Origin of the sequence: Flavobacterium mekongense (assembly GCF_047038255.1) — a bacterium.
Lineage (GTDB): Bacteria > Bacteroidota > Bacteroidia > Flavobacteriales > Flavobacteriaceae > Flavobacterium > Flavobacterium mekongense.
This window is the reverse complement of record NZ_CP174374.1, coordinates 840,362-861,501: the sequence shown is the minus strand read 5'-3', so window position 1 is coordinate 861,501 and position 21,140 is coordinate 840,362. Positions and strand designations below refer to the sequence as shown.

The window sequence follows — 21,140 nt, the reverse complement described above, 5'->3', positions numbered from 1 at the left end:
AATTATAATGAAAAATAAGTTTGTAAAAGCAATTTTTGCTATCGTTCTCGGAAGTGCTTTGTTCACTTCTTGTAAGCCAAAGAATTCGGGTGATGCGGTGAGTGGTGATGCCGCTCAGAAAGCCTATGTCGCTCCGGGTAAATATGACGAATTTTATAACTTCGTGTCCGGAGGTTTCAGCGGACAGCTGAGTGTTTACGGTCTGCCGAGCGGTAGATTATTCCGAGTAATTCCGGTGTTTTCCGTTGACCCTGAAAAAGGTTGGGGTTACAGCGAAGAAACCAAACCCATGTTAAACACTTCTAACGGTTTTGTGCCTTGGGACGATTTACACCACACCGAACTCTCCCAAACCAATGGCGAAGTTGATGGTCGTTGGGTTTTTGGTAATGCCAATAACACTCCTCGTATCGCTCGCATCGACTTGAAAACATTCAAAACTGCAGAAATCATCGAGTTGCCTAACAGTGGTGGGAATCACTCTTCACCATTCATCACCGAAAATACTGAATACGTTGTAGCCGGAACTCGTTTTAGCGTACCGCCGGATTACAGCAACGGAGACGTAGCCATCAACACCTATAAAGAAAACTTCAAAGGTCACATCAGTTTTGTAAAAGTGGGCAAAGAAGGCGAAATGGACTTAGCATTCCAAATTGTAACGCCGGGTGTTAACTTCGACTTATCGCACGCAGGAAAAGGCAAATCTCACGGTTGGTTCTTCTTCTCTTGTTACAACACCGAACAAGCCAATACCTTATTAGAAGTAAATGCGTCTCAACATGACAAAGACTTCATCATGGCCGTAAACTGGAAAAAAGCCGAAGAATACATCAAAGCCGGAAAAGGCAAAAAACAAAGCGTAAAATACGCTCACAACAAATGGAATGAAAAAACACATACCGCCACTTCAGAAATGAAAAACGAAGTGTTAGTATTAGATGCCGCTGCCTTAAAAGACATTTGTTACATGATTCCTTGTCCTAAATCACCCCACGGTTGTGACGTAGATCCAACAGGAGAATACATTGTAGGTTCCGGTAAATTGGCCGCTTTGATTCCGGTATTTAGTTTTGATAAATTAATGGGTGCCATTAAAAACAAACAATTCGAAGGCGACTATGGCGGAATTCCGGTTGTAAAATACGAAGCTGCCTTACATGGCGAAGTGCAAAAACCGGGCTTAGGACCATTACACACCGAATTCGACGGTAAAGGAAATGCTTATACCACTTTCTTCGTGTCTTCTGAAGTAGTAAAATGGGACATCAAATCCTTAAAAGTATTGGATAGAGTACCTACTTACTATTCTGTGGGTCACTTGTGTATCCCCGGCGGTGACAGTAAAAAACCTTTCGGTAAATACTTAATCGCTTACAATAAAATTACCAAAGACCGCTATTTACCAACCGGTCCGGAGTTAGCTCAATCGGCACAGATATTTGACATCAGCGGCGATAAAATGCAACTCATCCTCGACTTCCCGACCATCGGTGAACCGCATTATGCACAAGCTGCCCCGGCCGATTTGATTCGAAACAACGGTCAGTTGAAATTTTATAAAATTGCCGAGAACAATCACCCTTTTGTAACCAAAGGAGAAAAAGAAGCCAAAGTAACCCGTCAAGGCAATCAAGTTCACGTGTACATGACCTCTATCCGCTCTCACTTTGCCCCGGATAACATTGAAGGGATTAAATTGGGCGATGAAGTGTACTTCCACGTAACCAACTTAGAGCAAGACTGGGATGTACCGCACGGATTTGCCATCAAAGGTGCCGACAATGGCGAGTTACTCATCATGCCGGGCGAAACCACAACCTTAAAGTGGATTCCTAAAAAAACAGGAATGTATCCCATGTATTGTACCGATTTCTGTAGCGCGCTACACCAAGAAATGCAAGGTTATGTAAGAGTCTCTCCGGCAGGAAGCAATGTTCCTCTTACCTGGAGTGTGGGAACCAACTTACCGAAGGCTACCAAATAAAATTAACCAAAGGGAACAGATTTTATTTGTTCCCTTTTTTTCTCTGAATGCAATGAAAAATCTATCCATTTCAGGTCTGTCAAAAGTATTGCTTTTGATAACCGGAGTGCTATTTGCAGGAGCATTGTTTGTTCCTATGTGGCAAATCCAACTCGAAGCACCACAATACCCGGAAGGCCTTGTATTGCAATTGTACGCCAACAAAATTGGCGGCGATGCGGAAATCATCAACGGTTTAAACCACTACATCGGGATGGCCACCTTACACACCGAGAACTTTTTTGAGTTTACCGTTTTGCCTTATCTCTTCGGTGCTTTTGCGCTAATCTCCATCGCATTAATTTTTGTAGCCAAAAGAAAAGCAGTACTCGCTTTCCTAATCACTTATATAGCTTTTATCGCCTTGGCTGCTGTAGATTTCTATCGATGGAATTACGAATACGGACACAATCTCGATCCGAATGCAGCCATCAGAGTCCCGGGTATGGCTTACCAGCCACCACTCATAGGTTACAAACAACTCCTCAATTTTGGGGCTTACTCCATTCCCGATACCGGAGGTTGGATGTTAACCGCAGCCGGAATTTTACTGCTCTTAGTGGTTCTGAAAGAATATAAGTTTACTAAAAAAACAACCGTATGAAACCTATAGCTTTAGCGTGTATCGCATTCCTTTCCTTGGCTTCTTGCAGTTCCAAAGAAGCTAAACCTCTTAAAATCAATACTGATGCTTGCGATTTTTGCAAGATGACGATTGCCAATGGTAAATTCGGAGCCGAACTGATTACCCAAAAAGGCCGTTATTACAAATTTGACGACTTGGCTTGTATGATACAATTTGCCAAATCCAACACCGTAGTCCCTTACCAATCATTCTTTGTAAGTGACTATTTGAAGGACAACACCTTGATTCCGGCAGAAACAGCTTTCTTTATCAAAAGCGACCAAATCAATTCGCCCATGAGAGGCAATATGGCAGCATTGGCAACCGCAGCAGAACAAAGCGAGTACGCTAAAAAGTTCAATGCAAAGCCTTTAAACTGGACAGAAGTTTACAACAGTTACAAATGAAAAATTTAATGTATATCCTTTGCTTTTTTTGCCTAATCAGTAATGCTAAAACCATTACCGTTGGGAAAACCTATCCGGTTAAAACCATCAAACAAGCTTTGGCTTTGGCAAACGATGGCGATACGGTATTGGTTACTCCGGGTATTTACAAAGAAGGGAATATCCTTATCAACAAAAAAATCATTTTCTTGGGTAAAAACTTCCCAACGCTTGACGGCCAAAACAAATTTGAAGTAGTCTCTGTGGCTGCCGATAATGTGGTAGTCAAAGGCTTCAAAATCATCAATTCGGGTTATGCCGCATTGGATGATCCTTGCGGGATTAAAGTGTATGACCGAAGCTTTGTTCGCATTGAAAACAACATCCTCGACAATAACTTTTTTGGTATTTACCTCCAAAATTCCAAAAACAGCCTTGTCAAAAACAATAACATCAGGGCTTACGGCAAACAAGAACAACTCATCGGAAACGGCATTCACTGTTGGAAAAGCGAAAACCTGCAAATCATTGGCAACAAAATTTCAGGACACCGAGACGGAATTTATTTCGAATTTGTAACCAACTCGGTAATTTGGCGCAATATCTCCAACCACAACATTCGCTACGGTTTGCACTTTATGTTTTCTAACGACGATTCTTATATCACTAATGTCTTTAAAGGAAACGGAGCCGGAGTAGCCGTGATGTTTACCAAAAACGTCAAAATGTTCAATAATTATTTCGAAGAAAACTGGGGCGATTCGGCCTACGGTTTATTGCTCAAAGAGATAGCCGACAGTTACATCTTTAACAACCATTTCAAGCGAAACACCTCGGGAATTTATATGGAAGGCACGTCCCGAATTAAAGTCGAAAAAAACGTTTTTGAAGCCAACGGCTGGGGCATGAAAATCCAAGCCAGTTGTATGGAAAACGAAGTGGTAAACAACAACTATGTCGGCAATACATTCGACATCAGCACCAACGGAAGTTTGGTACTCAATACCTTCAACAGCAATTACTGGGACAAATACGAAGGCTACGATTTAAACAAAGACGGCATAGGCGATGTGCCCTACCATCCGCTGAGTTTGTTTGCAGTACTCACCGAAAGCAATCCGTCTTCGATGTTATTGTACCGAAGTTTTATGATTACCCTTTTGGACAAATCCGAAAAAGTATTACCCAGCATCACACCTGATAATTTTGTAGACAATACGCCTTTAATGAAGCAGTTAAAGTTATAAAGTTGCGAGTTACGAGTTACGAGTTGCGGGTTACGGGTTACGAGTTATAGGTTATAAGTAGATGTGAATTGATTTTATTTGTCAGAAAAATATACTAAAATTGTAGAAGCGAACTATAATTTACTTTCTATGGCTACTGTAAATACTTTTGAAGAATTGGAAATCTGGCAATTAAGCAGAGAAATTTGTTATCACTTATGGGATTTATTTGAAAAAACATCATTAGGAAAAGATTTCGAATTAAAAAATCAAATGAACAGATCTTCAGGTTCTATAATGGACAACATTGCGGAAGGATTTGAAAGAAACGGAAGGAGGGAATTTATTAATTTTTTAAGCTACTCAAAAGGCTCTTGTGGCGAATTAAGATCTCAATTACACAGAGCATTTGACAGAAAACATATCAGTAAAGAAGAGTTTGAATTTTTAAAAGAAAAAACAATGATAGCAAGTAAAAAAATAGGTTCATTCATGTCTTATCTAATAAAATCAGACCATAAAGGAAGTAAGTTTGACAGATAGTTGGAAAGTTACGGTTTGCGGGTTACAGGTTAAAAACCCGAAACCTTAAACCCGAAACCTTAAACTCGCAACTTTCAACCCGAAACCCGAAACCCGAAACAAATCATGATATCCATAAAAAACATAAACAAAAAATTCGGCAAATTAGCCGTATTGCAAGACATCAACCTTTCATTTCAAAAAGGACAATGCATTGCCCTAATCGGACCTAACGGTTGCGGAAAAACCACTTTAATCAAATCGATTTTAGGCATGGTGATTCCCGATAACGGTTCGATTACTTTCAACGGAAAATCAATCCTCGGCGACTATTTGTACCGAAACAACATAGGCTATATGCCACAAATTGGGCGTTATCCCGACAATATGACCATCGGTCAAATCATCGAAATGATTAAAAAAGTAAGGCCTACAGTAACCGAATTAGACGAAGAATTGATCCACGCTTTCGAGCTCGAAAAAATGTTCGACAAACAAATGCGAACCCTTTCGGGCGGAACTACCCAAAAAGTAAGTGCCGTTTTAGCCTTCTTATTCAATCCCGATGTGCTGATTTTAGACGAACCTACAGCCGGTTTAGATCCGCTGGCATCCGAAATTTTAAAAGAAAAAATCATCCGTGAAAAAGAAAAAGGAAAACTAATTCTTATCACATCGCACTTGCTTAGTGAACTCGACGACTTAATCACCGAAATCATTTTTATGCAGGAAGGCCAAGTGCATTTCCATAAAAATGTCACCGTTATCAGAGCGGAAACCAACGAAACCCGAATCTCCAAAGCCATTGCCAGCATCCTAAAAGCCAAACAACCCGAAACCCGAAACCCGAAACCCGAAACTCACCATGAATCGCATCATTAAAATCATCTTACTCGATATACTGAAGAACAAAATTGTGTTGGTTTACACTGTAATTTTGGCCGCACTTTCCTGGAGTTCTTTCGCCTTAGAAGACAATTCGGCCAAAGGATTGCTCACCATACTCAACGTTATTTTGTTCACCGTACCGTTGGTTTCCATCTTGTTTGCTACCATTTACTTGTACAACAGCTCAGAGTTTATCGAACTACTACTTAGTCAACCCATCAAACGCCGAAAAATTTGGACCGGTTTGTTCTTAGGGTTGTCGCTTTCTATGGTGTTGGCTTTTGGTGTCGGAGCCGGCATACCGTTGCTGATTAACGCACCCGACAGTGTTGGGTTGATGATGATTGTAGTGGGCAGTTTAATCTCGGTCATCTTTGTGGCACTGGCTTTTTTGAGTTCGATTCTAACCCGAGACAAAGCCAAAGGCATCGGGATTGCCATTATGACTTGGTTGTTTTTTGCCTTATTATTCGACGGAATCGTATTGTTTTTACTCTTCCAATTGGCCGATTATCCTATCGAACACGCCATGGTAGCCATGACGGCTTTAAGCCCAATCGATTTGGCCCGTATTCAAATTTTGATGCACTTGGATGTTTCTGCTATGATGGGTTATACCGGAGCCATTTTTCAGGATTTCTTCGGAACAGCGGTCGGTTTAATCGTTTCGTTTTTACTGCTGTGTTTGTGGGCGATGGTTCCGTTTTTTATCTCACTGAAAAAATTCAACCAAAAAGATTTGTAATATGAAAACCGATATCCGAAACCGCAAAGACATCGAGAAATTGGTCAATACCTTTTACGACAAAGTAAAAACCGACGACGTTATCGGTTATTTATTCAACGATGTGGCTCAAGTGAATTGGGAAAACCACCTGCCCAAAATGTACAATTTTTGGGAAAACATTCTTTTCTTTACCGGAAATTATGAAGGCAATCCGATGGCCCGACACAAAGCGTTACACGAAAAAAGTCCAATGAATCCAACGCATTTCGGACATTGGAATAAATTATTCACCGAAACCGTAGACAAACTTTTTGAAGGTCCGAAAGCCGAAGAAATCAAAAACCGCGCGCTGAATATTTCCGCCGCCATGATGTACAAAACCCTAAGCTAATGACGCCCAAATTGTATTAATCTTTCTTTTACAGGCCGCGACCGTTTGGGTTGGCGGTCATTTTTGTTTGGTCTTCTTTGAAAAAACTGCCTTTGCTTTCGTGTCGTTTTAAAGAAAAAGCAACAATGGGAATACTAACCTCAATACTGTTTTTCAATTCTAAAAAATCTTTGGTCACGGCGAATTCCCGTTCCATTTCCCGACACTCGTTTTTCCAAAATTGTAATTGCTTTAAGGTATTTTTCAAATCGATATCGTGCCGAACAATTCCGGCATTTTGTTGCATAAGTTTTTGCAATGCTTCCCGATGCTTCCGTACCCATTCGGAGGAAACTTTGGCTTTTTGAGGATAATGACTCGGAATGGTTATCGAAATCGATGACGGTTCCGAATCCGTTTCGCTGAGATAGGCATAAATCCGATGCGCATACACCAAGGCTTCCAACAACGAATTCGACGCCAAGCGGTTCGCGCCATGCAAGCCGGTTCGGGAACATTCGCCACAAGCAAATAATCGGTTAATAGAAGTGAGTCCGTTCCAATCCACCTCAACGCCGCCACACAAATAATGTTGCGTCGGAATTACCGGAATCCAAGCTGTAGCCACATCAACACCTTCCAAAAGGCAATTCTGATAAATCGTCGGGAAATGCTTTTTAAATTCGACTAAATCCAAATGCGTACAATCTAAATACACGCAATCGTCACCCGATTTTTTGAGTTCTGTTTCAATACTTCTGGAAACGATATCGCGCGACGCCAATTCGCCACGCACATCGTAATCCAACATAAACCGATGCCCATTCTTGGTTTTCAAATACGCTCCAAAACCGCGAACGGCCTCGGAAATCAAAAAAGTCGAAGCCGAACCTGGTGCATACAAAGCCGTTGGATGAAATTGGATAAACTCCATATCGCTGATCTTAGCTTTGGCCCGAATCGCCATAGCAATACCATCGCCCGTGGCTATTGTAGAGTTTGTCGTTTGCTGATACACTTGCCCGATACCGCCGGTGGCCAAAATGGTAAAGCGAGAGAAAATCGGGAACATGTCGTTGGTTTTTTCATCCAAAACACTAACGCCGAAACACCAATTGTTTTCAGTAATCAAATCGGTGGCCAAATGAAAATCGAGGATTTCAATATTAGGTTGCTGGTGGGCTTTGGTCAAAATAGCGCGCTCAATTTCACGCCCGGTTTGGTCTTTATAATGCACCACTCGAGAATTGGAATGACCGCCTTCTTTGGCTAAATCAAGATTTCCCGCATCGTTTACATCGAATTGCGTTCCCCATTGGATGAGTTCGGCCAAGCGTTTCGGTCCTTCTTTCACTACCATTTCCACCACTGCTCTATTGCACAACCCATCACCGCACACCAAAGTATCGTGGATGTGCTTTTCAAAATCATCGCTCACCCCATCCATCACGACGGCAATACCGCCTTGGGCGTATTTGGTATTCGACTCGTCTTCGTTGGATTTGGTGACAATCAATACCTTTCGCTCCGGAAATTGTTGCGCCAATTTGATGGCAACTGTCAGTCCGGCGATACCCGAACCCAAGATCAAATAATCGGTTTCTATCTTCATCATTTCGACAATTCAAGCATACGTTGGATGGGAATAAGGGCTTTGTCTGCAACTTTCTTCGGCACAATGATTTCCGGAGATTCATTCAGCAAACAATCGTATAATTTGCGGAGCGTATTGAGTTTCATATACGCGCATTCGCTGCAAGCACAAGTATTGTCTTCCATAGCCGGCGCGGGAATTAAGATTTTATCGGGCACTTCTTCCTGCATCTTGTATAAAATGCCTGCCTCCGTAGCCACAATAAATTCGCTTTTCGGACTCTGCTTTACGTAGTCAATCATTCCGGAAGTCGAACCAATATAACTCGCCGTTTCCAAAATATGGGTTTCCGATTCGGGATGCGCTATAATGGCAGCATTCGGATGTTCTTTGTGGAGCGCGATGAGTTTATCGAACGAAAACGCTTCATGGACCACACAACTACCGTCCCAAAGAATCATTTGTCGACCGGTTTTTTTGTTGATATAGTTTCCGAGGTTTTTATCGGGCGCAAAAATAATCGGGATGTTTTCGGGTACGGAGTTGACAATTTTTTCGGCGTTAGAAGAAGTGCAAACCAAATGACTCAACGCTTTAATTTCGGCAGAGCAATTCACATACGTAATCACAATATGATTGGGATGCGCTTCCACAAACTTCTTAAAAATATCGGGCGGACACGAATCGGCCAATGAACAACCGGCCTTCAAATCGGGCAATAAAACCTTCTTTTTCGGATTTAATAATTTGGCTGTTTCGGCCATAAAATGCACACCGGCAAACACTATAATATCGGCATTTACTTTCTCCGCTTCTTGCGACAATCCTAAACTGTCGCCCACATAATCGGCTATTTCCTGTATGTCTGGTTGTTGGTAATAATGGGCTAAAATCACGGCATTCTTCTCTTTTTTCAATCGGAGAATCTGCTCTTTTAAATTTTCCATGGGCATAGTTTAAGAAGCTACAAAATAACCACTGAAAAAATCCAATTTATATGACTTTAATCATATATCGCAACAGTGTAGTAGTCTTAATTTTGGAGAACCTTAAAATTAAAACACCTTATTTATGAATGCTTTAGAACAAATAACCGTAGGAGAATTTGTAGCCGGAGATTTTAGAACAGCAGCGGTTTTCTCAAAATATGGCATCGACTTTTGCTGTAAAGGCAATAGAACTTTAGAAGAAGTTTGCGAAAAAAAAGGACTCGACGTCTATTCCATACAAGACGAATTGAATGCCGTTTTAGAATCGAAATCAGACAATAACATCGATTTCAAATCTTGGCCCATCGACTTATTAATCGACTACATCGAAAAAACGCACCATCGTTATGTAGAAGAAAAATCGACTGCCTTACTTTTTTACCTCGACAAACTCTGCAAGGTACACGGACAACGCCATCCGGAACTTTTTGAAATTGGACTTCACTTTAAAATTTGCGCTACCGAATTGGCCCAACACATGAAAAAAGAAGAACTGATTTTGTTCCCGTTTGTCAAAAAAATGTTCAACGCCCTTCGAGACCGAGAATCGATAGAACAGCCGCATTTTGGAACTGTCAATAATCCGATTGCCATGATGCAGGACGAACACGAAAACGAAGGCGAACGCTTCCGCATCATTGCCAAATTAACCGACAACTACAATCCGCCGGTTGATGCTTGTGAAACCTACCGCGTGACTTTTGCCATGCTGAAAGAATTCGAACAGGATTTACACAAACACATTCACCTCGAAAACAACATAGTGTTTCCTAAAGCACAGGCTATGGAAACCAAGTTCGACCTCATATAATCAAACTAATCAACCCAAAAAACACGCTCATCATGGAAAAATATGTAATTAAAAGAAACGGAGATTATAAACCTTTTGAACCTTTTAAAATAAAGGATGCAATAGTCAAGAGCTTTACCAGCGTTTCACTTCCGTTTGACGAGCGTGTTTTTGAAAAAGTTATAGTAGCCATCGGAGCCAAGGATACTTGGGCTGTCGAAGAAATTCAGGACATTATTGAGAAAACGCTTTTCGACAATCACTATTTTACCGTGATGCGGTCGTTTATGTTGTACCGTCACACGCGAAAACTGCAACGCGAACACGTACAAGGATTGAATGACGACACAACTTATGTAGACAGCACCCAAACCATCGAAGAGTATATCGCACAAACCGATTGGCGCATCAATGCCAACGCCAACACTTCCTATTCCAATGCGGGTTTGGTGAACAATGTGGCCGGAAAAATCATTGCCAATTATTGGCTGGATAAAGTGTATGCCAAAGAAGAAGGTTACGCCCACCGCAACGGCGATATTCACATCCACGACTTGGATTGCTTAACGGGTTATTGCGCAGGTTGGAGTTTACGCGTGTTACTCAACGACGGTTTTAACGGCGTTCGCGGTCGGGTGGAAAGCAAAGCGCCTTCGCATTTCCGGGAAGCCTTAGGACAAATGGCCAACTTCCTCGGAATTTTGCAGAGCGAATGGGCCGGTGCCCAAGCGTTCAGTTCTTTTGATACGTATTTGGCACCTTATGTTTTTAAAGACAATTTGTCGTTTGACGAGGTGCTCAAAGCCGTACGTAGTTTTGTGTACAACTTGAATGTTCCGGCGCGCTGGGGACAATCGCCATTTACCAATATTACCTTAGATTGGGTAGTTCCGGCGGATTTAGCGGTACAAGTTCCGACCAAAAACGACCGGCATTTATTTGAAAAAATTACCGATGAAAAAATCTTGACTCGAGCCCAAGAACGCGGTGTGGAAAGCTTAACCGAACTGCGTTACGAACATTTTCAAGCCGAAATGAACCTGATTAACAAAGCCTATTATACCGTAATGACAGAAGGCGATGCCAATGGCCAACCGTTCACCTTCCCGATTCCGACGGTGAATATTACCGAAGATTTCGACTGGAACGGCGAAAACACCGAACTGCTGTTTGAAAACACGGCTAAAATCGGTTCGTCGTATTTTCAGAATTTTATCGGAAGTCAATATACTACCGACGAAAACGGCAACAAAATGGAAAACCCAAATGCCTATAAACCCAATACCGTGCGCAGTATGTGCTGTCGCTTGCAACTCGATTTGCGCGAATTGTTAAAACGAGGGAACGGTTTGTTCGGTAGTGCCGAAATGACCGGAAGTATTGGTGTAGTAACCCTCAATATGGCTCGTTTGGGCTACTTATACGAAGGCGATAAAGAAGCGCTTTTCTCCCGATTGGACGAGTTGTTGGCATTGGCCAAATCGACTTTAGAGAAAAAACGACAATTCATACAAGAAATGTACGATAGAGGTTTGTATCCTTACACCAAAAGGTATTTGCCGCATTTCCGCAATCACTTTTCGACTATTGGGGTGAACGGCATGAACGAAATGATTCGCAATTTTACCAATGACCAAGAGGACATTACGACGCGTTTCGGCCATGAATTTTCGATGGAAATTTTAAACCACATCCGCAATCGCATGAAAGAATTCCAAGAAGAAACCGGAAACTTATACAACCTCGAAGCTACACCTGCAGAAGGTACTACGTATCGCTTCGCCAAAGAAGACAAAAAACGCTATCCGAACATTGTACAAGCAGGTAGCGACGACAATATTTATTACACCAACAGCTCTCAAATTCCGGTAGATTTTACCCAAGATCCTTTTGAAGCCTTATTGATGCAAGACGAATTGCAGTGCCAATATACCGGCGGCACCGTACTGCATTTGTACATGAACGAAAGAATCAGCACTTCGGAAGCTTGTAAAAACTTTGTCAAAACAGTATTGACAAAATTCAAATTGCCTTATATCACGGTCACGCCGGTGTTTAGTGTGTGTCCGGTGCATGGTTACCTCAACGGCGAACACGAATTTTGCCCGAAATGTGACGACGCTTTATTAGAAAAACTAAACCAAGATAACTATGAAAACCAAAACTAACCCTGTTCTGGAGCAACACCAAGAACTACGCACCAAATGCTTGGTGTACACCCGAGTAATGGGCTACCATCGACCGGTAGAAAGTTTCAACATCGGTAAAAAAGGCGAACACAAACAACGCCTGCACTTTAAAGAAAGTTGAAATGGTCAAATCGGTCAGCAATATAACACCGTTCACCCTGTTGGACTATCCGGATAAAACCGCCTGTATCTTGTGGTATGCCGGCTGTAATATGCGGTGTTTGTATTGCTACAATCCGGAGGTTGTTTTCGGGAAAGGCAAGTTTACCTTTTCCGAAATGGTCTCCTTTTTGGAAACCCGCAAAGGCTTGCTCGATGCCGTAGTATTCAGCGGCGGCGAATGTTTGCTCCACAAAGACATCGTAGAGCAAATTCAAACGGTTAAAACCATGGGCTTTTTGGTGAAAGTAGACACCAACGGCTCCAAACCCGGAGTGTTGCAAAACTTACTGGAACAGGAATTAATTGACTATGTGGCACTCGATTTCAAATCGACCAAAGAGTCGTTTGCTGCCATTACACAATCGGACTTGTTTGACCAATTTGAAAAATCGCTGCAGTTATTACTGAACGTCAATATTCCTTTTGAAGTGCGCACAACCTATCATTCCGAATTGCTGGCCAAAGAAGAATTGTGCGAGATGATTGATTACCTGGAATACAACCAATACACGGGAACGTATTACATTCAGCATTTCCGAAACAGTGTCGAAACCATAGGCAAATTGCCGGATTCCCGAGATCGTTTGGAACACCAACTTCCCGAAAATCCGAACCTGAAAATCAAATTTCGCTAAACTAAACCTGCTCTAAAACCGGAATGTCAATCTGATTTACTTCAGCTTTATACCACTGTAATTGCTGTTGCATGTGTTTCTTATCTTGGGTAAAGAAATCTGTCTGCGCAAACAAATCCGAATAATACGCTATACCCGAAAGCAAATTACTTTTAAATGCGCTCCATTTTTTGAGTTGGGCCGATGTAAAGTCATCGGTAAATTGCTCCAATTCGTTTTTGAGGTAATCCACATACATTTTCAGCTCTTTGATAAACATATGCGGACGATTATTATCGGCCAACACGTTAGCATTGCCGTAAATGTGTTTCACCATATCGGCCAAAGAAACTTCGCGGTCAAAATAGGCTAAATTCGGTCCGGGACAAATCACCACACCTTGTTGCTGTCCTTTAACGTCCATATCGTTTTCCAAATAAGACGCATTGGCCAAACCAACACACAAACACGATTTCTCAAAGATTTTGGCTTGCTTTTGCTGGATTTCTACATCGGATAATTGGTCTTTTTGTGCTTCCAATTCGGCCAACTTAATATCCTGGTATTTTTTAGAAGCTGTACACATCCCTTGCGGATCGTATTCTTTACTCAAAGCCAACAATTTTTTTGGACATGAACTTCCGGCCTTATTTTCGTTAATACGTTTTTGTTTCCAAAAATCATTACTCATTCCTTTAACCGTATTGAACAATACGCCGAGTGGCGAAATATCGCTTAAATAAAAATCTTTTTCTTTCGCTTGAGCCAACAGCATTCGGGTGGCTTCATCAACCGAAGTAGCTTCAGGCACCAATAAAAAAGGAGAACCCCAACCTACAGCGTCCATTGCAAAATGCTGCAGTAAAAATTCGTGTTCTTCGGCTGTGCCAACTCCCCCTTGGGCAGTGATTTTCAATGCTAACGGTTGGGTTGGTATCGGCAAATTTTTCGCTTGCAAAGCTTTAACCATCAGCTCGTGCGCTGATTGGATGAGTTGCTCTTTTTTGGATTTGAATTCTTCTAAAATCGGAGCCATTAAAAATCCTTCGGTAGCAAAGGCATGTCCGCCGCAATTTAAGCCGGATTCGATACGGTATTCCGACACCCAAAGGCCTTTTTTGGCCAAGAAATTCCCTTGTATCATGGCCGAACGAAAATCGCTCACCTTCAGTATAATTTTCTTTTGCAACTGTCCTTCAGCATTTGGATAAAACCCCGGAAACTGCTCGAAATAACTGTATAATCTCGGATTCATACCGGCCGAAAGGACTACGGACGAAGTAAGATTACTTTCGGCAAAACCGCGCAATGACGCATGCGCATCGTTAAATTCCACGGGCAAAGGTTCATTTTTATCGTAATTCTCCTTATCCACTTTGGTCATAATATTCACATCAATACTGCCCGGAACAAAATGTTCGGCCAAATAGTTTTTTACGTTTTCTTTGATAGCCAAACCTTCGTCTATGAAATTTTGCAAGCTGTTTTTAAACGCTGATTTATTGGGTAACAAGCCGATGTAGTTTTCCAAAGCGGTTTTATTTTCGGCCAATTCGTTTTTAAAACTTTCAAATTTGTCTTTAACAATCGTATCCACCAAATTCAAATAATGCTTGATGCGTTCGGCGCGGTAATCGTGGCATTTTTGGGTAATTTCACGATAAGGCAAACTGAATTTTCGGCTGTAAAAGGCACGCATTTTTTCAATCAGTTCGTCATCAGTAATGGAAATCACAGAGGAAATGCCGTAATGTGCCAAGCGTATCGGGCTGTCTATGGTATAAGCCAATCCCATAACGGGTATGTGAAAGGTGTGGACGTTTTTAGTGGTCATGTAGTGCGTTTTAATAAGGGGCGAATTTTGTGAAATCATTCGGGAAAAAGTATGATATATGTCATGCCAAACGGTTGTCTATTTATTTTTAATCTTAGTCACAAAAAAGGCGTGAATGACAACTTCCACGCCTTTTCTCTTTCAAAAAAGAAAAACAAGATTTGAATTAATAATTATCCTATTTTGGAAGTAAAACATCACCAATCACGTGAATAATACCGTTGGAAGTTTCTATAGAAGCTACAATTTCAGAACCGTTAACAAAGGTCTTTTCACCTTGTTTGGTAATTTTTACTTTACCGCCGTATACCATATCAAACTCCTGACCATCTTGCATGTACTCGGGTTTCAAAACACCTACATAGGTATGGTAGCCTAAAACATTTTGCAAATCGGTTTTTTTCTCCGGTTTCAACAAGCCTTCCACCGTTCCGGCAGGCAATTTATCAAAAGCGGCATTGGTTGGTGCAAACACGGTAAACGGTCCGGCATTGCTTAACGAAGTTACCAATTCGGCAGCTTTAACAGCCGCCACTAAGGTAGTGTGGTCTTTACTGCCGGAAGCTACCTGAACAATATTCGGGTTAGACGTTTCATCTTTTACACCTTCTTGACCCACGTTTTGGGTTGGTGTACTTTCGGTAGTTTCGGTTGGGGTTTCGCTGCTTTGTTTACAACCTATGGTCGCAAAAAAGCAAGCTAAAAGCAAAATTTTGATGGAATTTTTCATAATAATAAATACTTGGTTTATACATACAAAGTACCTAACTATGAAACGGTTATTTTATGATTGCACTCATAAAACCGGAGGAATTTTAACTTTTTTTATTGAGTAGTAAGTCGTAACCGCAATGCCCAGAACCAACAGTACCGCCACCGCAAAAAGCAACTCATTCACCATTGGGATTAAAGTATAACTGAAAGAAGCAATACCCTGAACAGCCAGCACTAATTCGTTTAAAAAAACGCCGACAGAAAACAAAATAATCCCAAACTTTATCGGTTTGCTGATGTAGAAATAATGGTTCACATAAATATAAAACAGCAAAAACAAGCTAATCACGGCCAACAACACCAAGTGCAAATAGGCAATGACTACAGGGCGGAATCCAAAGGCTAACTGACTCAAAGCCGGAATAGTAGAGCCCAATTGCAACAACCATTTTATGCTGCAAGCTACCGCAACAAACACTATAATATAACGCAAAAAGAACGGATAATTTTCAAAATAGCCTTTTCGGGTTTTGGCCAAAACAGCCAACAGTTTGAACCAAGCATAACTTTGAACAAAAGCCGCTACTACGGTTAAAACATAAAGCCAAACCGGTAAGTTTAGCCACAACGTCGATAAAAAATACGCCGGGATACAAGCCGCAAAAAACAGCCAAAACACTTTTGTAAAAAAAGGATGCTCCGTGGTTTTCAAGTTAAAAAAATGAAACAACAATCCCATACAAGCAAAGAAAAACCATCCGTTGTATTGGAAATGCAGGTAATAATAGATGGAAGCCAAATACTCGTTTTGGTGAATGTTTTTGGTTATCATCATAAAGGCCAAGGCAAAAGTCCCAAAGGAAGAAATCACATTAAAAAATAGCGCTGCTTTAAACCAATGTACTGAAAACCATTCCGGGTTTACCTGTTTCAAATCTTTCCAAAATTGGTAGCCGAAAACATAAGCCACTACAATAGAAGCTGTAGAAAATACAATCGATAAAGCCGCATAGCCTTGAATGATGAAAAACACCAACATCCCATAAGCACAAATCAAATTGGCTGTCAATAAGGTGTTGTACGAAAACGTCCTTTTCATTTTTGTCACCCTGAGCGCAGTCGAAGGGCCTTTTCTCTCCAAAAACCCAACCATCAACACCATTAAAGTGTGACTAATCCAACCGGCAAAAGCAAAATGAGAATGGGAATGTTGTAAGTTCTTTTGGTTCAGAAAAGGAAACTCAAAACCTATTTTGTAGCGCATTAACAAACCCAGTAAGGCTACGATGAGTAAATTAAGCAATGAAAATTGTAACCAGAACTTAGCTTTAAAGTGCATCAGAAATATATTTTATGGTTGATGATGTCCACCTTTTTGTCTTTAGCCATTTTCGATAAGGCTCGAATAACGGTCTCCACTCTTAATCCTGTAAAATTGGCTATCTCTTGACGGGTAAACGGAATTTGTTCTTTTTGGTTGGAACTTTTCCCTTTTTTGTGTGCATTTAAAAAGGCGAGTATCCTAAACTCAGGCTTCTGATTAATGATGTCTTTAGAGGTCATGGCCTTGGAATGTATCCGCCGCGACATGAGTGTCAGAAACTGTTTCTGTATGACAGGGTATTCTTCTAATATTTTAAGGAACTTTTCCTTAGTTAATTTGACAATCACGCTGTCCTGAAAAGCTTCTGCTGTCGACGGATAACACTCATCAATAAACAAAGGTGGTTCGCCAAAACTTTGCCCGCTCGAAAAATACCCTTGGGTAAACTCTTTGCCTTCATCATTTGAATTGTACATCCGAATACTGCCATCTACTATTTGATAATAAAAATTAGCGGTTTCATCTTCACAAAAAATCATCTCTCCTTTTCTATATTCCTTAGCAATGGCACCCCAAGTATAGAGTAAATCTAAGTCTATTTGCATAATTGATTTTGAGTGTTTTACGCCAATAACGCCCGTTATATATGGCTTTACAGCTTATGATTACAAATTTACTTTTTTTAAAATTACTAAAAATATGACCGAAATCATACAAAATACTTTTTTTTAACAACTATCTTTGTCCCATGAAAAAGTTATTAATCATAGTCGCCTTAGTGATGCTCGTTAAACCGATACTTCCGGTGGTCGACTATATGATTAACTATGATTACATTTCAAAAGTGCTTTGTGAAAACAAAGCCAAACCCGAATTAAAGTGTAACGGAAAGTGTCAGTTGATGAAAGAATTGGCCAAAGCTTCGGAACAGGAAAAACCAATTACCCCGGTAAAAAAAGTACAAGTACAAGAAACCGAAGTGCTGTTCTTTCAGGAAATCCAACCGTTATTGACAAGACAAACTTTTTTTCAGCATAAAAATGCTATCAGCAACCACTACGCCAATCTTTACTTTCACTTAGCGTGTGGTTCTGTTTTCCATCCGCCCACTTTCTCGGCTTAATCCTTACTGTTTATATCAATCTTACTGAGATTGACCGGACGATTTATGTCCGAATCGCATTGGAAAATCTTCCAATCAAATCTTTATTATTTAAAATTTACAATCATGAAAACCTTATTAAAATATACGCTTTCCTTATTCCTATTGGCCTCAGCCCTAACCTTTACTGCTTGTTCTTCAGACGATAGCAATCCCGAAGCCGACGAACTGGCCAACCTAACCAAATTCCAAGAATTCGCTAACGAAACCCATACTATCGAATTGTATTCCCACATGGGCAGCTTGGAACAAGGCTATAACGAAGTCGCCCTACGCATCAAAGACAACGCCACCGGCGACTATGTAAAAAATGCTGAAGTCAACTGGATGCCGCTCATGCACATGACCATGATGAATCACTCTTGCCCTAAATCGGCAGTAGAAAAAGTAACTACAAACGGTACCTTGTACGAAGGTTATATCGTGTTCCAAATGGCGCAAAATGCTACTGAATATTGGGATTTAAAAGTAAACTACACCATCAACGGCACTGCCTATTCAGCCACTGCTGTTATTGATGTTCCGGCTTCAACAGAACGCAGGGTTAATACCTTTACCGGAACCGACGGCACTAAATACATCGTGGCTTATGCCGAACCACACCACCCAAAAGTAGCCGTTAATGATGTGGTTTTCGGCGTATGGAGAATGCAAGACATGATGAACTTTCCGGTAGTAGATGGTTATACGGTAAAAATAGACCCGAGAATGCCAAGCATGGGCAACCACAGTTCGCCAAACAATGTAGATGCCACTCAAGTAACAGCCGGCGGTTTATACGAAGGCAAACTATCGTTAACCATGACGGGTTACTGGAAAATCAACTTGCAATTGTTGAATGCCGAAGGCGCTGTTTTAAAAGGGGAAGCCATTACCGACACCGTGTTGGAAAGCAGCATTTTCTTCGAACTCGAATTCTAAAAAATCCACTCCAAAAAGGTCTTGTACCTCATGGCAAGACCTTTTTAAATCTCAATTGTGATGAAAAATATATCGCTATTGCTGTTGTGCAGTGGCTTCTTTTCCTATGCCCAAGAAACCAAAGATTCCTTGGTGCCTAAAGACTTAAAAGAAGTTATTGTCATCGGCAAAAAAACACAAATCCACGAAAAACAAAGCAAATCGCTCGCTACTATCGATGAGTTTCTCGACAAAGGAAGCAAAGTCGATTTGGTCAAACGCGGCGCTTATGCTTGGGAACCGCTCATCAATAGTATGGCCACCGAACGAACCTTAATCACCATAGACGGCATGCGCATTTTTGGCGCCTGTACCGATAAAATGGATCCGATTACTTCCTATGTAGAAGTCTCTAATTTATCGGAAGCTACCATAAAATCCGGGCAGCAAGGCTCGTGTTTCGGGTCAACCATTGGTGGTGCCATCGATTTAAAACGAAGCCAAAACCGTTTCGGAAATCAAAAATGGGACTTCGCCCTCAATACCGGTTTCGAAACCAATAACCGTCAGAAAATCGTAGGCTCTTCTGTGAATTATGCCGACAGTACGTATTACGTAGATACCGATGTCATGTTCCGCGAAGCCGACAATTACGCCGCGGGAAACAACCGTGAAATTTTGTATTCTCAATTCCGAAAACTGAATTTCTCCGGTACCGCAGGGTTCAAATTCTTTACCAATAAACTACTGGAAGCTTCCGTCATTTATGACAAAGCCACCGATGTAGGTTATCCGGCCTTACCCATGGACGTATCTTTGGCGGAAGCGTTAATTGCCTCCCTGAAATATGTAGTAATTCCGAAATCATCCTTAGTGAAAGATTGGGAAACCAAAGTATATTTCAATACCATCACACACCGCATGGACGATACCACGCGGCCATCAGTTCCCATTCACATGGACATGCCCGGCTGGAGCAAAACTTTTGGGATGTATTCTAAAGCGACTGCCGTAAAAAATCACCATCACTTTTTGGCCAACTTCAACGCGTTTTATAACCAATCCGTAGCCGAAATGACCATGTACCCGAACGACCCGAACGAAAACCTGATGTTCATGTACACTTGGCCCGATGTGCGCACCTTATATACCGGTTTATTTGCCGAAGACCAATGGGTTTTCAACTGCCACTCGGGACTGAAATTGTCGGTTTCTGCCGGAAGTCATACCAACGATGTGGCGAGTGATTTTGGCTTACAAAGTCTGCAAATCTTTTACCCTGAAATGTCGCGCCAAAAAACGCGTTTCCTAAAAAGCATCGCCGCCCATTACAACTACCACAAAGGCGAATGGGAATACGGCTTCGGTTTGGGTTATGGCGAAAGAGCGCCGTCGGTTTCCGAAGGCTATGGCTTTTACCTGTTCAACAGTTCCGACCGTTTTGACTATGTAGGGAATCCAAACTTAAGCAACGAAAAATCCATTGAAACCCATGTGTTCATAGGCTTTAAAAAAGAAAAAATCAGCACCAAAATCAGCAGTTCTTTTTTCCGCATTTCGGATTATATCATTGGGACGCCCGACGTTTCTTTAGTCCCTATGACCATAGGCGCAAGTGGCATAAAACTGTACACGGCTTTGTCGTATGCTACGATTTTTAATGTCGATTGGAATTCGGAAATCGCCCTCAGCAACTCCCTGAAATGGAATGTCGGCCTATTGTATAGTTTAGGCAAAGACAGCAACGGCAATAACCTTCCGTTGATTAATCCGTTGAGCTATAAAACGGCTTTAACGTTTACCAAACCCAAATACAATGCCGCTATAGAATGCGTTGGAAACACCGCTCAAACCCGTTATGGTTCGGTGTACGGCGAAACCAATACCGCCGATTTTGCCTTATTAAATGCTAATTTCGGTTACAAATGGGTAGTTTCAGGCAGTAAGTTATACACCAAAATAGGCGTCGAAAATATACTGGACGCTTATTACACTACTTACTCCGACTGGAACAAAGTGCCGCGCATGGGAAGAAATATTTTTGTGAATCTGAATTTCAATCTTTAGTCACTAAATAAAGCAATGGCATTTTTCATTA

General features: G+C 41.4%; 21 protein-coding genes. 15 read left to right on the top strand and 6 right to left on the bottom strand.

What is annotated here, in order from left to right; all coding sequences use genetic code 11:
- Positions 1-7 precede the first annotated feature (7 nt).
- The 8 genes from nosZ to ACJG85_RS03615 all read left to right on the top strand — a co-directional run bounded on the left by nosZ (position 8) and on the right by ACJG85_RS03615 (position 6,791).
- The gene (gene nosZ / locus ACJG85_RS03650; protein WP_412476949.1) at positions 8-1,987 is read left to right on the top strand and encodes a Sec-dependent nitrous-oxide reductase; all 1,980 of its coding nucleotides are present in this window, start codon (positions 8-10) and stop codon (positions 1,985-1,987) included.
- Between the two features lie 52 nt (positions 1,988-2,039).
- Entirely contained in the window at positions 2,040-2,630 is a 591-nt protein-coding gene (locus tag ACJG85_RS03645) for a hypothetical protein (RefSeq protein ID WP_412476948.1), read from the top strand.
- Entirely contained in the window at positions 2,627-3,058 is a 432-nt protein-coding gene (locus ACJG85_RS03640; RefSeq protein ID WP_412464886.1) for a nitrous oxide reductase accessory protein NosL, read from the top strand. The genes ACJG85_RS03645 and ACJG85_RS03640 overlap by 4 nt, the downstream gene beginning before the upstream one ends.
- Positions 3,055-4,284 (top strand): nitrous oxide reductase family maturation protein NosD, encoded by a 1,230-nt coding sequence (locus ACJG85_RS03635; protein ID WP_412464885.1) that lies wholly within the window; start codon positions 3,055-3,057, stop codon positions 4,282-4,284. Before ACJG85_RS03640 ends, ACJG85_RS03635 begins: the two co-directional genes overlap by 4 nt.
- A 129-nt stretch (positions 4,285-4,413) precedes the next feature.
- A complete protein-coding gene (locus ACJG85_RS03630) occupies positions 4,414-4,806 on the top strand; it encodes a four helix bundle protein (protein WP_412464884.1) in 393 nt (130 codons plus the stop codon).
- Between the two features lie 105 nt (positions 4,807-4,911).
- The gene (locus tag ACJG85_RS03625) at positions 4,912-5,667 is read left to right on the top strand and encodes an ABC transporter ATP-binding protein (RefSeq protein ID WP_409675575.1); all 756 of its coding nucleotides are present in this window, start codon (positions 4,912-4,914) and stop codon (positions 5,665-5,667) included.
- Positions 5,651-6,418: an ABC transporter permease subunit gene (locus tag ACJG85_RS03620; protein WP_412476947.1), complete on the top strand. Its 768-nt coding sequence runs from the start codon at positions 5,651-5,653 to the stop codon at positions 6,416-6,418. Before ACJG85_RS03625 ends, ACJG85_RS03620 begins: the two co-directional genes overlap by 17 nt.
- A 1-nt stretch (position 6,419) precedes the next feature.
- Complete coding sequence (locus ACJG85_RS03615; RefSeq protein WP_409675569.1) at positions 6,420-6,791, top strand: group III truncated hemoglobin; 372 nt, start codon at positions 6,420-6,422, stop codon at positions 6,789-6,791.
- 28 nt (positions 6,792-6,819) lie between these two features.
- Here ACJG85_RS03615 and nadB read toward each other — a convergent pair whose 3' ends face one another.
- On the bottom strand, positions 6,820-8,385 hold the full coding sequence (nadB, locus tag ACJG85_RS03610; RefSeq protein ID WP_412476946.1) for an L-aspartate oxidase: 1,566 nt from the start codon (positions 8,383-8,385) through the stop codon (positions 6,820-6,822).
- Complete coding sequence (gene nadA / locus ACJG85_RS03605; RefSeq protein WP_412464880.1) at positions 8,382-9,311, bottom strand: quinolinate synthase NadA; 930 nt, start codon at positions 9,309-9,311, stop codon at positions 8,382-8,384. The genes nadB and nadA overlap by 4 nt, the downstream gene beginning before the upstream one ends.
- 124 nt (positions 9,312-9,435) lie before the next feature.
- Between nadA and ric the strand changes: the two genes are divergently transcribed.
- The 4 genes from ric to ACJG85_RS03585 are packed head-to-tail and all read left to right on the top strand — an operon-like array spanning position 9,436 to position 13,129.
- A complete protein-coding gene (gene ric / locus ACJG85_RS03600) occupies positions 9,436-10,164 on the top strand; it encodes an iron-sulfur cluster repair di-iron protein (protein WP_412476945.1) in 729 nt (242 codons plus the stop codon).
- A gap of 32 nt (positions 10,165-10,196) precedes the next feature.
- On the top strand, positions 10,197-12,311 hold the full coding sequence (locus ACJG85_RS03595) for a ribonucleoside triphosphate reductase (protein WP_412476944.1): 2,115 nt from the start codon (positions 10,197-10,199) through the stop codon (positions 12,309-12,311).
- Entirely contained in the window at positions 12,295-12,453 is a 159-nt protein-coding gene (gene nrdD / locus ACJG85_RS03590; protein WP_324689337.1) for an anaerobic ribonucleoside-triphosphate reductase, read from the top strand. Before ACJG85_RS03595 ends, nrdD begins: the two co-directional genes overlap by 17 nt.
- Position 12,454: 1 nt before the next feature.
- Positions 12,455-13,129 (top strand): anaerobic ribonucleoside-triphosphate reductase activating protein, encoded by a 675-nt coding sequence (locus ACJG85_RS03585; RefSeq protein ID WP_412476943.1) that lies wholly within the window; start codon positions 12,455-12,457, stop codon positions 13,127-13,129.
- Between the two features lies 1 nt (position 13,130).
- On the opposite strand, the gene ACJG85_RS03580 is transcribed toward ACJG85_RS03585, so the two are convergent.
- The 4 genes from ACJG85_RS03580 to ACJG85_RS03565 form a co-directional block, all read right to left on the bottom strand.
- Entirely contained in the window at positions 13,131-14,942 is a 1,812-nt protein-coding gene (locus ACJG85_RS03580; protein WP_412476942.1) for a hypothetical protein, read from the bottom strand.
- Positions 14,943-15,120: 178 nt separating this feature from the next.
- Positions 15,121-15,672: a fasciclin domain-containing protein gene (locus ACJG85_RS03575; RefSeq protein WP_412464875.1), complete on the bottom strand. Its 552-nt coding sequence runs from the start codon at positions 15,670-15,672 to the stop codon at positions 15,121-15,123.
- Positions 15,673-15,738: 66 nt separating this feature from the next.
- Positions 15,739-16,995 (bottom strand): hypothetical protein, encoded by a 1,257-nt coding sequence (locus ACJG85_RS03570; RefSeq protein ID WP_412476941.1) that lies wholly within the window; start codon positions 16,993-16,995, stop codon positions 15,739-15,741.
- A complete protein-coding gene (locus ACJG85_RS03565) occupies positions 16,995-17,585 on the bottom strand; it encodes a Crp/Fnr family transcriptional regulator (RefSeq protein WP_412476940.1) in 591 nt (196 codons plus the stop codon). Before ACJG85_RS03565 ends, ACJG85_RS03570 begins: the two co-directional genes overlap by 1 nt.
- A 143-nt stretch (positions 17,586-17,728) precedes the next feature.
- Between ACJG85_RS03565 and ACJG85_RS03560 the strand changes: the two genes are divergently transcribed.
- The 3 genes from ACJG85_RS03560 (at position 17,729) to ACJG85_RS03550 (ending at position 21,109) form a co-directional block, all read left to right on the top strand.
- Positions 17,729-18,103, top strand: coding sequence for a hypothetical protein (locus tag ACJG85_RS03560; protein ID WP_412476939.1), 375 nt, complete (start codon positions 17,729-17,731; stop codon positions 18,101-18,103).
- A gap of 105 nt (positions 18,104-18,208) precedes the next feature.
- A complete protein-coding gene (locus ACJG85_RS03555) occupies positions 18,209-19,063 on the top strand; it encodes a FixH family protein (protein WP_409675527.1) in 855 nt (284 codons plus the stop codon).
- Between the two features lie 60 nt (positions 19,064-19,123).
- Entirely contained in the window at positions 19,124-21,109 is a 1,986-nt protein-coding gene (locus ACJG85_RS03550) for a TonB-dependent receptor (protein WP_412476938.1), read from the top strand.
- Positions 21,110-21,140: the final 31 nt, after the last annotated feature.

What these genes read in the sequence shown, in the direction of transcription:
- ACJG85_RS03565 (WP_412476940.1), bottom strand. Translation starts at nt 17,585, where the DNA reads ATGCAAATAGACTTAGATTTACTCTATACTTGGGGTGCCATTGCTAAG.
- nosZ (WP_412476949.1), top strand. Translation starts at nt 8, where the DNA reads ATGAAAAATAAGTTTGTAAAAGCAATTTTTGCTATCGTTCTCGGAAGT.
- ACJG85_RS03550 (WP_412476938.1), top strand. Translation starts at nt 19,124, where the DNA reads ATGAAAAATATATCGCTATTGCTGTTGTGCAGTGGCTTCTTTTCCTAT.
- ACJG85_RS03640 (WP_412464886.1), top strand. Translation starts at nt 2,627, where the DNA reads ATGAAACCTATAGCTTTAGCGTGTATCGCATTCCTTTCCTTGGCTTCT.
- nadB (WP_412476946.1), bottom strand. Translation starts at nt 8,385, where the DNA reads ATGATGAAGATAGAAACCGATTATTTGATCTTGGGTTCGGGTATCGCC.
- ACJG85_RS03580 (WP_412476942.1), bottom strand. Translation starts at nt 14,942, where the DNA reads ATGACCACTAAAAACGTCCACACCTTTCACATACCCGTTATGGGATTG.
- ACJG85_RS03595 (WP_412476944.1), top strand. Translation starts at nt 10,197, where the DNA reads ATGGAAAAATATGTAATTAAAAGAAACGGAGATTATAAACCTTTTGAA.
- ACJG85_RS03570 (WP_412476941.1), bottom strand. Translation starts at nt 16,995, where the DNA reads ATGCACTTTAAAGCTAAGTTCTGGTTACAATTTTCATTGCTTAATTTA.
- ACJG85_RS03560 (WP_412476939.1), top strand. Translation starts at nt 17,729, where the DNA reads ATGAAAAAGTTATTAATCATAGTCGCCTTAGTGATGCTCGTTAAACCG.
- ACJG85_RS03625 (WP_409675575.1), top strand. Translation starts at nt 4,912, where the DNA reads ATGATATCCATAAAAAACATAAACAAAAAATTCGGCAAATTAGCCGTA.
- nrdD (WP_324689337.1), top strand. Translation starts at nt 12,295, where the DNA reads ATGAAAACCAAAACTAACCCTGTTCTGGAGCAACACCAAGAACTACGC.
- ACJG85_RS03555 (WP_409675527.1), top strand. Translation starts at nt 18,209, where the DNA reads ATGAAAACCTTATTAAAATATACGCTTTCCTTATTCCTATTGGCCTCA.
- ACJG85_RS03630 (WP_412464884.1), top strand. Translation starts at nt 4,414, where the DNA reads ATGGCTACTGTAAATACTTTTGAAGAATTGGAAATCTGGCAATTAAGC.
- ACJG85_RS03620 (WP_412476947.1), top strand. Translation starts at nt 5,651, where the DNA reads ATGAATCGCATCATTAAAATCATCTTACTCGATATACTGAAGAACAAA.
- ACJG85_RS03635 (WP_412464885.1), top strand. Translation starts at nt 3,055, where the DNA reads ATGAAAAATTTAATGTATATCCTTTGCTTTTTTTGCCTAATCAGTAAT.
- ACJG85_RS03645 (WP_412476948.1), top strand. Translation starts at nt 2,040, where the DNA reads ATGAAAAATCTATCCATTTCAGGTCTGTCAAAAGTATTGCTTTTGATA.
- ACJG85_RS03615 (WP_409675569.1), top strand. Translation starts at nt 6,420, where the DNA reads ATGAAAACCGATATCCGAAACCGCAAAGACATCGAGAAATTGGTCAAT.
- ACJG85_RS03575 (WP_412464875.1), bottom strand. Translation starts at nt 15,672, where the DNA reads ATGAAAAATTCCATCAAAATTTTGCTTTTAGCTTGCTTTTTTGCGACC.
- ric (WP_412476945.1), top strand. Translation starts at nt 9,436, where the DNA reads ATGAATGCTTTAGAACAAATAACCGTAGGAGAATTTGTAGCCGGAGAT.
- ACJG85_RS03585 (WP_412476943.1), top strand. Translation starts at nt 12,455, where the DNA reads ATGGTCAAATCGGTCAGCAATATAACACCGTTCACCCTGTTGGACTAT.
- nadA (WP_412464880.1), bottom strand. Translation starts at nt 9,311, where the DNA reads ATGGAAAATTTAAAAGAGCAGATTCTCCGATTGAAAAAAGAGAAGAAT.